General features: G+C 70.0%; 12 protein-coding genes. 4 read left to right on the top strand and 8 right to left on the bottom strand.

The window, feature by feature from the left end; translation table 11 throughout:
• The first annotated feature begins 83 nt into the window (after window positions 1-83).
• The 3 genes from V7026_RS09785 to V7026_RS09775 all read left to right on the top strand — a co-directional run bounded on the left by V7026_RS09785 (window position 84) and on the right by V7026_RS09775 (window position 1741).
• Window positions 84-890, top strand: a complete 807-nt coding sequence (locus V7026_RS09785) for an SDR family oxidoreductase (protein ID WP_334155197.1) — start codon at window positions 84-86, stop codon at window positions 888-890.
• An 82-nt stretch (window positions 891-972) separates the two neighbouring features.
• Entirely contained in the window at window positions 973-1404 is a 432-nt protein-coding gene (locus tag V7026_RS09780; protein ID WP_334155196.1) for a nucleotidyltransferase substrate binding protein, read from the top strand.
• Window positions 1391-1741, top strand: coding sequence for a nucleotidyltransferase family protein (locus V7026_RS09775; RefSeq protein WP_334155195.1), 351 nt, complete (start codon window positions 1391-1393; stop codon window positions 1739-1741). Before V7026_RS09780 ends, V7026_RS09775 begins: the two co-directional genes overlap by 14 nt.
• Before the next feature lie 20 nt (window positions 1742-1761).
• On the opposite strand, the gene V7026_RS09770 is transcribed toward V7026_RS09775, so the two are convergent.
• On the bottom strand, window positions 1762-2700 hold the full coding sequence (locus V7026_RS09770) for a DMT family transporter (protein ID WP_334155194.1): 939 nt from the start codon (window positions 2698-2700) through the stop codon (window positions 1762-1764).
• A gap of 116 nt (window positions 2701-2816) precedes the next feature.
• Here V7026_RS09770 and V7026_RS09765 point away from each other — a divergent pair, with 116 nt between their 5' ends.
• Window positions 2817-3803, top strand: a complete 987-nt coding sequence (locus V7026_RS09765; RefSeq protein ID WP_334155193.1) for a quinone oxidoreductase family protein — start codon at window positions 2817-2819, stop codon at window positions 3801-3803.
• Between the two features lie 8 nt (window positions 3804-3811).
• Here the strand turns inward: V7026_RS09765 and V7026_RS09760 are convergent, their stop codons facing one another.
• The 7 genes from V7026_RS09760 to ileS form a co-directional block, all read right to left on the bottom strand.
• Window positions 3812-4150, bottom strand: a complete 339-nt coding sequence (locus V7026_RS09760; protein WP_334155192.1) for a hypothetical protein — start codon at window positions 4148-4150, stop codon at window positions 3812-3814.
• Window positions 4151-4225: 75 nt separating this feature from the next.
• Window positions 4226-4702: an MHYT domain-containing protein gene (locus V7026_RS09755; RefSeq protein ID WP_334155191.1), complete on the bottom strand. Its 477-nt coding sequence runs from the start codon at window positions 4700-4702 to the stop codon at window positions 4226-4228.
• 30 nt (window positions 4703-4732) lie between these two features.
• Entirely contained in the window at window positions 4733-5884 is a 1152-nt protein-coding gene (locus tag V7026_RS09750; RefSeq protein ID WP_334155190.1) for an ABC transporter ATP-binding protein, read from the bottom strand.
• A 10-nt stretch (window positions 5885-5894) separates the two neighbouring features.
• Window positions 5895-6557, bottom strand: a complete 663-nt coding sequence (gene modB, locus V7026_RS09745) for a molybdate ABC transporter permease subunit (RefSeq protein WP_334155189.1) — start codon at window positions 6555-6557, stop codon at window positions 5895-5897.
• A 7-nt stretch (window positions 6558-6564) separates the two neighbouring features.
• Window positions 6565-7368: a molybdate ABC transporter substrate-binding protein gene (modA, locus tag V7026_RS09740; protein WP_334155188.1), complete on the bottom strand. Its 804-nt coding sequence runs from the start codon at window positions 7366-7368 to the stop codon at window positions 6565-6567.
• A gap of 14 nt (window positions 7369-7382) precedes the next feature.
• Window positions 7383-7892 carry a signal peptidase II gene (gene lspA / locus V7026_RS09735; protein WP_068608555.1) on the bottom strand — a complete coding sequence of 170 codons (510 nt, stop codon included), beginning with the start codon at window positions 7890-7892 and terminating at the stop codon, window positions 7383-7385.
• Between the two features lie 15 nt (window positions 7893-7907).
• Window positions 7908-10820, bottom strand: a complete 2913-nt coding sequence (gene ileS, locus V7026_RS09730; RefSeq protein ID WP_334155198.1) for an isoleucine--tRNA ligase — start codon at window positions 10818-10820, stop codon at window positions 7908-7910.
• Between the last annotated feature and the right edge of the window lie 6 nt (window positions 10821-10826).

Genomic DNA, 10826 nt, shown 5'->3' with positions numbered 1-10826 from the left:
TGCCAGCAGGTATCCACGGCGGCTGGGTATTATGTGATCATCCGGGATGCGACACATAACCAAACGGATGACAGAGGGCAGACATGGATCTGGGCATTGCAGGCAAGTGGGCGCTGGTGTGTGGCGCCAGCAAGGGGCTGGGCTGGGGCTGCGCGCGGGCGCTGGCGCTGGAGGGGGTGAATGTGGTGATGGCCGCGCGCGGCGCCGACGCGGTGGAGGCGGCGGCGACCGGGTTGCGCGCCGAACTGCCGCCTGGTGCGGCCAACCGCGTGCTGACGGTGGCGGCCGATGTGACCACGCCCGCCGGCCGCGAGGCGTTGTTTGCCGTCGCGGGTGGGCCCGGGCGCGACGTGGACATTCTGGTGACCAACGCCGGCGGGCCGCCGACTGGCGACTTTCGCCAGTGGGACCGCGACACCTGGCTGCGCGCGCTGGACGCCAACATGCTCACGCCCATCGAACTCATCAAGGCGACCGTGGACGGCATGGCCGCGCGGGGGTTTGGGCGGATCGTCAACATCACCTCCAGCGCGGTCAAGGCGCCAATCGATATCCTGGGCTTGAGCAACGGCGCGCGCACCGGCCTCACCGGCTTCGTGGCCGGGCTGGCGCGCAGCGGTCTGGCGGGCAAGGGGGTGACCATCAACAACCTGTTGCCGGGCAAGTTCGCCACCGACCGGCTGCGCGCCACGCTGCAGGCCGCGGCGGACAAGGCCGGGCAGCCGCTGGAGGTCATCGAGCACCAGCAACGCAAAGCCATCCCCGCCGGGCGTTTTGGCACGCCGCAGGAGTTTGGCGCGATCTGCGCCTTCCTGTGCAGCGCGCAGGCCGGCTACATCACAGGCCAGAACATCCTGGCCGACGGCGGGGCGTATCCGGGGACGTTTTGAAAAAACCAGTGCTGTGGGCGGTTGGTCTTGCGACGAGTTGGCGCAACCGGGCGCACCACGGTATCTGGCAGCGAGCCACGCCATGACCTTGAACGTTGACCATCTGCTGCGCACCGCCGACACGCTGGAGCAAGCGCTGTTGGCCATCGAGCGGCATCCCAGCCGAGACGATGTGCTCTTTGACCTCTACCGCAATGCGGCGATCAAGAGCTTCGAGCTTTCGCTGGAAACCGCCGGCAAGCTGCTGCGCAAGGCGCTCAAGGCCTACACCGGCAGTCCGCGAGAGGTGGACCGTCTGGTGTTCAACGATGTGCTGCGCCACGCCGGCAAGCACGGCGTTTTGGACGCTGCGGGGGTCGAGCGCTGGCTGGCCTACCGTGCCAACCGCAACAACACCGCACACGACTATGGCGCGGGCTTTGCCAACGAGACGCTCGCTTTGTTGCCACAGTACCTGCGGGACGTGCGGCAACTGGCGCAGACCCTGCAGGCGGTGTTCGATGCCAGCGCTTGACCCCACGCGGCTGCAACTGCCCGCGCGCCACCTGCACACCCTGCAGGCACTGTTGCGGCAGCACGTGCCCCGGGCTGAGGTCTGGGCCTACGGCAGCCGCGTCACCGGCGGCGCGCACGACGGCAGCGACCTCGACTTGGTGCTGCGCGATCCCGACCACCCCACGCGCGATGTCGAGGGCTGGGGCGAACTGCAGGAAGCACTGCAAGCCAGCCCCCTGCCGATGCTGGTGGATGTGCATCTGTGGTCGCGGCTGCCCGAGGCGTTTCACCGCCGCATCGAGGCCGGGTATGTGGTGATGCAGCACGGGCAAGGTGCCGCAGCTGCGCGGGAGTGACGCCCGGGCTGCCGGCCCATTCACCCCCGCCGCGACGACACCGCGATGCCGGCGACGATCAGCCCGAAGGCCAGGGCGTGGTACGCCTGCGGGGTTTCGCCCAGCAGCAGGGACGACATCACGGCCGCGAACAGCGGCGTGAGGTTGGTGAAGAAGCCAGCCACCGTCGGGCCGGCGCGTTGCACGCCCGCCCCCCAGCACCGGTAGGCGATGACCGACGGCCCCACGGCGACGAAGAGCAGCACGGCCGCCAGAGCCCAGCTCCAGTGGATGTGAGTGGGCATGTCCGCGGGCGCGGCGGTGGTGAGCCAGATCCATTCGCCGCCCGCCAGCGCGGCGGCGCTGATCAGGCCGAACGTGGTTTGCGCCAGCAAAAACGCCGCCCAGTCGTGCCGGATCTCGGGCGATTCGTCGCGCCGGGTGAGCAGCCAGCTGTAGCAGGCCCAGGTGAAGGCGGCGGCCAGCATCCAGGCGTCGCCCGGCACGAAGTGCAGTTTCAGCAGGTTGGCCCACTGGCCCTGCGACAACACCACCAGCACCCCGCTCAGGGACAGCGCGGCCCCGGCCAGTTGCTGGCGCTGCACCGGCGCCGCAAAAAACAGCCGGCCCACCAGCATCATCCACACCGGCATGCTCGACGCGACCAGCGTGACGTTGAGCGGCGTGGATGTGTGCAGCGCCAGGTACTGCAGCATGTTGTAGCCCGCCACCGCGAACAGCCCCAGCACGGCAAAGCGTCGCCACTGCCGCCACATCGGGCTGCCCGGGCGCAGCACCCAGTGCGCCAGCGGCACGAGCAGGGCGAAGGCGATCAGCCAGCGCAACAGGTTGAAGGTGATGGGCGGAATCCAGGCCGCCGCCATGCGGCCGACCACGGCGTTGCCCGCCCACAGCAGGGGCGGAATGGTGAGCAGCGCGATGGTGGAGGGGGTCAGGGGCGCAGTCGTGTCGCGGGGCATGGGGCGACTGTACCCGAGGCGTCGTGGGGCTGCCGATCACGTCGCCGATGGGCCCTGCCCCAGTCGTGGCATCATTGGGGGTTTGTTTGGCCACTGACCCGCAGGAGACCCCCCATATGAACAGCCGTGCCGTGCAGATCGACGCCCCCGGCGGCCCCGAGGTGTTGCGCCTCGTCGAGGTGGAGGTGGGCGATCCGGGGCCGGGCGAGGTGCGCATCCGCCACCACGCCATCGGCTTGAACTTCATCGACGTCTACCACCGCACGGGCCTGTACCCGATGCCGCTGCCCGCGCGTCTGGGCATGGAGGGCGCGGGCGTGGTGGAGGCGGTGGGCCAGGGCGTGACGCATCTGGCCGAGGGCGACCGCGTCGCGTATGCGTCCCAGCCGCCTGGCAGCTATTGCGATGTGCGCGTCATGTCGGCCATGAATGTGTGCCGCCTGCCGGACGCCATTTCGTTCGAGGAAGGCGCGGCCATGATGCTCAAGGGGCTGACGGCGCAGTACCTGCTCAAGCACAGCCGGCCGGTGGAGGGGCTGCAGCCCGGGGACTATGTGCTGTTTCATGCAGCCGCAGGGGGGGTAGGCCTGATCGCCTGCCAATGGGCGCGCGCGCTGGGCTTGCGCCTGATCGGCACCGCCGGCACCGACGACAAGTGCGCGCTGGCCATCGCCAACGGGGCCGAGCACTGCATCAACTACCGCACGCAGAACTTCGTCGAGCGCGTCAAGGCGATCACGGGCGGTAAAGGTGTGAAGGTCGTGTACGACTCGGTGGGCAAGGACACCTGGGACGGTTCGCTGGACTGTCTGGCGCCGTTTGGGCTGATGGTGTCGTTTGGCAATGCCAGCGGCCCGGTGCCGCCGTTTGCGCCCGGCATCCTGGGGCCCAAGGGCTCGCTGTATGTGACGCGGCAGACGTTGTTCTCGCACATCACCAGCCGCGAGCGCACGCAGGCCATGGCCGATGATTTGTTTGGCGTCGTGACGTCGGGGCAGGTCCAGATCCACGTCGAGCAGCGGTTTGCGCTGGCGCAGGTGCAGGACGCGCACCGGGCGCTGGAGGCGCGGCAGACCACGGGCTCGACCGTGCTGCTGCCCTGACGGTCGCATTACGGCCGGGAGGGCGCGGCCTCGCACCAGTAGGCCAACTCGTTGCCGCGGGACGGTTCGCGCACCACTTGCAGCCCGGTAAACCCGTGCGGGCCGTTGGCGGGTGAGCCGGGCAGGTAGCTGGCCTGGTGCAGCAGATACGGGCGGCCGTCCCGAAGCGCCAGCGTGCGCACCGTCACGCCCGCCCCCGGGGCGGGGGGCAGGCGGTTGGCCACCTCCACCACCACAGTGGCCCCTTCCAGCAGGGGCCGGGCAGGGCCGTCGTGTGCCGTGGGTTCGATGACGAAGACGCGCGTGGCCCCGGCATAGGCCACATGGCAAGCCACCGGCTGCGTCATGGCTGGCACAGTCCACACGGCGGGCAAGAGGAAAGCGATTGCGCGTTTCACGTTGCCCTGTTTATACACCGGGATTCAGCCGAAGCCGACGCGCTTGACCGCCGACAACACCTGCACCGCGGCGCGCACGCCGGGCCGTCCCTGCGCGCCGGGCCGCGCGTACAGCCGCAGGCCGATGGCCGAGGCGGCCACGCTCGGCAGCATCGACAGCGCGGTGATCCAGGGGTCGTAGCGCACCGGCCGGCACAGGTCCGCGGCCAGCATGCCGATGAAGTGCATCGCCCAGACGCTGACGCCCAGCGCCAGCGACGCCAGCGCGTAGGCGCCGTGCGCCACCGCGGGGCCAAAGCGGTCCGCGCGGCGCGCCAGGCTGACCAGCTGCATCGCCGCCACGCCGCCGGCACAGGCGATCAGCAGCGACAGCGCGACCAACCACGGGTCGTAGACGACCGCGGCCAGCGGCCCGGCCTCATCCCGCCACGCAAACCAACGTTGCCACCATGCGTCCATGCCACCCCCGACCGCTGCGCGCCCATCATAGCGGGGCGCCATGGCGCGCGCGGGACGCGTGGGTACGGACGTTCAGCGCGCGCCGCGCGTCGGCATCACGTGCACCCAGTCGCAGTCCAGCCAGACGCGCAGCGGCTGGCCCGGCTGCAGCACCTGCCGCAGCGGGCCGGAGCGCACCAGCCGAAGCTCCACCCCGGGCAGGCCATCGACGCTGGCGCTGGCCATGGTCGTCTCGCCCAGGTTGCGCACGGTGCGCACGGTGGTGGCCAGTGCCTGCTCGCAGGTGCCGGGGGTGTAGGAGCCGGCGGCGCGCTCGCCGTCCAGGTGCAGGCCGTCGCCCTGCACCACCCAGGTGACGCGCTGCCCGGCCGGAATCTTGCCCTTGTCGCGCACGCGCAGCTGCATCGCGGAGGGCGTGCCGTCGGCCAGGTGCCACTGCAGCCAGCCGGCGCCGGCGGCGCGGTCGGCCTCGTCGCGCGGCCCCAGCCACACGCCCTGGAAGCGGTTCTGCACGCCGACCAGGTCGGCCACGCGCGCGTTGCGCGGGCTGCGGTAGATGTGCGCCGGCGTGCCGCTCTGCAGCACTTGGCCCTGGTCCATCACCACCAGACGGTCGGCCAGGTGGCGCGCCTCGATCAGGTCGTGCGTGACGAGGATGATCGGGATCGCCAGATCCTTGCGCAAGTCCGCCAGCAGGTCGTAGAGGCCCTGGCGGTTCATCTGGTCGACCGCCGAGAACGGCTCGTCCAGCAGCAGCAGACGCGGCTGGCGCGCGAGCGCCCGCGCCACCGCCACGCGCTGCTGCTGCCCGCCCGAGAGGTTGGCGGGCCGCCGCTGCATCTGCTCCGGCGTCAGCCGCACGTGTTCCAGCCAGCGCGCCGCCTCGGCGCGGCGCTGGCCGCGCGGCCGGTGCAGCAGCGCCATCGCCACGTTGTCCAGGGCGGTCAGATGCGGCATCAGCGCGTAGTTCTGGAACACCAACCCGACGTGGCGCCGCTGCGGCGGCACGAACACCCCGGCCTGCGTGTCCACCCAGACCTCGTCGCCGACGCGGATGACGCCGCTCTGCGGGCGCATCAGCCCGGCCAGACAGCGCAGCAGCGAGGTCTTGCCCGCGCCCGAGGGCCCCACCAGCGCCAGCAGCTCCCCGGGCTGGCACTGCACCGTGCCGTGCAGCGGCATCGGCTCGTGCTGGTCGATCTCGACGTGCAAGGCACCGCCCATCGCCATCCCTTCAACGCCGGATCGTGCGCGCCGCGGCGAAGAACGACGCCGCCACCGCCACCAGCGACAGCACCAACAGCAGCAGCGCCATGCGGTCAGCCGCCTCCAGATCGAACGCCTGCACGCGGTCGTAGATGCTGATGGCGATCGTCTTGGTCTCGCCCGGAATGTTGCCGCCGACCATCAGCACGACGCCGAACTCCCCCAGCGTGTGCACGAAGGTCAGCACCGCGGCCGACAGGATGCCCGGCCAGGCCAGCGGCAGCTCCACCCGCCACAGCGTCTGCCAGCGCGACAGCCCGTGTACCGCGGCGGCCTCCGTCAGGTCGGCCGGGATGGCCTCGAAGGCGCGCTGGATCGGCTGCACCATGAACGGCACGTTGAACACCACCGAGGCGATCAGCAGCCCCATAAAATTGAAGGTCAGCCGGATGTCGAAGTGCTCCAGCATCCAGGCGCCCAGCGGCGACGCGGCCCCCAGCGACACCAGCAGGTAATAGCCCAGCACCGTCGGCGGCAGCACCAGCGGCAGCACCACCGCCGCCTCCACCAGCGACTTGCCGACGAAGCTGGCGCGCGCCAGCCAGCGCCCCATCCACAGGCCCAGCGGCAGCAGCACCAGCAGCGTGGCCGCCGCCAGCTCCAGCGACAGGATCAGCGCCTGCCAGTCCATCGCGGCGTCACCGATCCGGCATCACGAAGCCGTAGCGCACCATGATGGCCTGCGCCTCTGGCGTGCTCAGGAAGGCGTAGAACTGGCGCGCCGCCTCGGGCGCATCCTTCATCAGCACCATGCGCTGCGCCAGCGGTTTGTGCCACGATTCCGGGATCAGCGCGAAGTCGCCCAGCGCCGCGACCTGCGGCGCCTTGGCCAGCGACAGCGCGATGATGCCGCCCTCGGTGGAGCCGGAGGTGGCGAACTGCGCGGTCTGCGCGATGTTCTCGCCGTACACCAGCCGGGGCTGGATGGCTTCCCACAAACCGGCGTTCTGCAGCGCCTCCTTGGCGCGCTTGCCGTAGGGCGCATGGTCGGGGTTGGCGATGGCGAATTTACGCAGCCGCCCGTCCTTGAGCGCCGCGGCCAGATCCTTTAGCTCGCCGTCGGCCTTCAGGCGCGAGCCCTTGGGCACGAAGATGCCGATGCGCCCGTAGGCGTAGAGCCGACCGCGGTCCAGCGTCCTGCCAGCGTCGGCGAGCTTGAAGACGAAGTCCTCATCGGCCGACATGAAGAGGTGAAACGGCGCGCCCTGCAGGATCTGCGCATAAAAGTTCCCCGACGAGCCGAACACCAGCCGCAGCTTGTGCCCGGTGCGCTGCTCGAACAGCTGGGCGACCTCCTCCATCGCGAACTTGAGGTCGGCGGCGGCGGCCACGGTCGGCGGGGCGGCAGGGGACGGCTGGGCCAGCGCGGGCCGCGGCAGGCCCGCCGCGGCGGCCAGCGACAGCGCGGCAACGGTGATCCAGCGGCGCAGGGGGGATGCCATGGGCGCTCCTTCGGTCAGCGGCTGCGCCGCACGCGCAGGATCTCGTCCAGGATCAGGCCGATGGCGCCAATGGTGATCGCGGTGTCGGCCAGGTTGAAGGACGGAAAGTGCCCGCCGGGGAACAGCGGGGTCAGCCAGCGGAAGTGGAAGTCCAGCATGTCCACCACATAGCCGTGGACCATGCGGTCGATGACGTTGCCGAGCGCACCGCCGAGCAGACAGGACAGGGAAAAGGCGAACAGCCGCTGGCCGGCGTGGGCGCGCAGCATCCAGACGATGAAGATGGCCGCCCCGACCCCGATGGCCATGAAAAACCAGCGCTGCCAGCCCCCGGCGTTGGCCAGGAACGAAAAGGCCGCCCCCGTGTTGTGCACCCGCACGAGGTTGAAGAACGACGTCACCGGCGTGGCGTCGCCCAGCCGGTAAAAGACCAGGATCAGCCCTTTGCTGATCTGGTCCAGCAGCAGGATCAGGAACGCCAACCCCAGCCAGGTCAGCATGCCTTTGGACGAGGCCTTGGCCATGGAACGGGGCGCGTGTCAGGCCGCGTGCCGGGCTTCGCCGGCGCCGTGGAGGTTGCTGGTGCAACGCCCGCACAGGTGGGGGTGGGCCGCGTCGTGGCCGACGTCGGCGCGCCAGTGCCAGCAGCGCGCGCACTTGGCGTGCGGCGACGGCGTCACCTGCACCGCCAGGGCGGCCCCGGCCTGTAGGGTCAGCGCCGACACCAGGAAGACGAACTTCGCATCCTCGCCCAGCGTGGCCAGCAGCGCATGGTCCTCGGGCGGCAGGGTCAGCGCCACCTCGGCCTGCAGCGAGGGGCCGATGCGCCCGGCGCTGCGTTCGTCCTCGATGGCCTTGTTGACCGCATCGCGTACCGCCAGAATGCGTGCCCACTTGGCGAGCAGCGCCTCGTCGGGTGTGGGCAGCGGCAGGTAGGTCTCCGTGAAGATGGAGGGCGAGCCGTTGACCGGGGTGCCGATCAGCGCCCACGCCTCTTCCGCGGTGAACGACAGGAAGGGCGCGATCCAGCGCAACATGGCGTGCGTGATCTGGTGCAGCGCAGTCTGGGCGCTGCGCCGCGCGAGGCTCTTGGGGGCGGTGGTGTAGAGCCGGTCCTTGAGCACGTCCAGATAGAACGCGCCCAGATCCTCGGAGCAAAACACCTGCACCTTGGCCACCACGGGGTGGAACTCGTAGACGTGGTAGTGCGCCAGAATTTCGGCTTGCAATTGCGCGGTGCGCGCCAGCGCCCAGCGGTCGATCTCCAGCATCTGCTCCGTGGGCACCGTATCGGCCTGCGGGTCGAAGTCGCTGATGTTGGCGAGCAGAAAGCGCAGGGTGTTGCGCATGCGCCTGTAGGCGTCCACCACGCGCGCCAGGATCTTGTCGTCGATGCCCAGGTCGCCGGAGTAGTCGGTGGCGGCCACCCACAGGCGGATGATCTCGGCACCGAGCTTGCCGCTGATTTCCTGCGGGGCGACGACGTTGCCCAGCGATTTGCTCATCTTGCGGCCTTGGCCGTCCACCGTGAAGCCGTGGGTCAGCAGGCCGCGGTACGGCGCGCGGCCGTACATGGCGCAGGCCGTCAGCAGCGAGGAGTGGAACCAGCCGCGGTGCTGGTCGTGGCCTTCCAGGTACAGGTCGGCTTCCGGGCCGCTGTCGTGGCCGGCACCGGCGTGGCTGCCCTTGAGCACCGTCGTGTGCGTGGTGCCGGAGTCGAACCAGACCTCCAGGATGTCGTTGCTCTTGCTCCAGCGGGACGGGTCGCCGCCGTCGCCGATGCGCTGCAGGATATCGGCGGGGGTGAGCTTGCTCCACGCCTCGATGCCGCCTTGCTCCACCACTTCGGCGGCCAGGTCGATGATTTCGGGCGTGCGCGGGTGCGGCTCGCCGCTGTCCACCTCCAGCAGAAAGGGCAGGGGCACGCCCCAGCTGCGCTGGCGGCTGATGCACCAGTCGGGCCGGTTGGCGATCATGTCGCGCAGCCGTGCGCGGCCGTTTTCCGGGTAGAACTGGGTATGCTCGATGGCTTCCAGCGCCATCTCGCGCAGGGTGCGCGGCGCGGGGTCGGTCGCGAAGATGCCGCGCGTGGCCGCCGTGGGCGCGTCCATGCGCACGAACCACTGGGCCGCGGCGCGGTAGATCACCGGCGTCTTGTGGCGCCAGCAGTGCGGATAGCTGTGCGTGATGGCCTGGGTGGCGAACAGGCGACCCGCATCGCGCAGCGTGTCGATGATCGCCGGGGCCGCCTTCCAGATGGACTGTCCGCCAAAGAGGGGCAGCTCCGGCGCGTACACGCCGTTGCCCTGCACGGGGTTCAGAATGTCGGCCAGCGCCAGCCCGTTCGCCACGCAGGAGTTGAAGTCCTCCACACCGTAGGCGGGCGCGGAGTGGACGATGCCCGTGCCGTCGTCGGCGGTGGCATAGTCGGCCAGATAGACGGGGGCGAGCCGGTCGTAGCCCGGGTGCACATGGGCCAGCGGGTGGTGGAAGTTCAGCTTTTCCAGCGCGCGGCCGGGCACGGTGGCCAGCACCGCCCCCTCCAGGCCGTAGCGCTGCAGGCAGGACTCGACCAGCGCCTCGGCCAGCACCAGCAGGCCGCGTGGCGTGTCCACCAGGGCGTAGAGCAGCTCGGGGTTGAGGTTGAGCGCCTGGTTGGCCGGGATGGTCCACGCGGTGGTGGTCCAGATGACGGCGAAGATGGGCCGCCCCTGCAGACCGGCGGGGCTGGCGTGCGGCAGCCCGCTGTCGCGGAAGAAAGCCTGCAGCAGCTTGTCCGGCTCCGCGCACAGAAAGCCCACGTCCAGCGTCTGGCTCTGCTTGTCGGCGTATTCGATTTCGAACTCCGCCAGCGACGAGCCACAGTCGAAGCACCAGTACACGGGCTTGAGCCCGCGGTACACGAAGCCCCGCTCCATCACGCGCTTGAAGGCGCGGATCTCCTCGGCCTCGTTGCGAAAGTCCATGGTGCGGTAGGGCCGCTCCCAGTCACCGAGCACGCCCAGGCGTTTGAAATCGGCGCGCTGCTGGTCGATCTGCTCGGTGGCAAAGGCGCGCGCCTTGGCCTGCATCTCGTCGCGGCTCAGGCCGCGGCCGTGCAGCTTTTCGATCGCGTTTTCGATCGGCAGGCCGTGGCAGTCCCAGCCGGGGATGTACTGCGCGTCGAAGCCCGCGAGCTGGCGGGCCTTGACGATCATGTCCTTGAGGATCTTGTTGACCGCGTGGCCGATATGAATCTTGCCGTTGGCATAAGGCGGGCCGTCGTGCAGGATGAACTTGGGCGCGCCGCGCCGCGCCTCGCGCAGGCGGCGGTAAATGCCCTGGGTCTCCCATTGGCGCACCCAGTCCGGCTCGCGCTGCGGCAGGTTGCCGCGCATGGGGAAAGGGGTGTCCGGCAGATTGAGCGTGTGGCCGTAGTCGGGGGCCGGGGCGGAGTCGCGGCGGTCGGTCATGATGGG

This window comes from Tepidimonas sp. (genome assembly GCF_036825565.1).
Classification (GTDB): Bacteria; Pseudomonadota; Gammaproteobacteria; order Burkholderiales; family Burkholderiaceae_C; genus Tepidimonas.
Note: the sequence above shows the minus strand (reverse complement) of the source record. Positions and strands in the feature narration are given on the sequence as shown.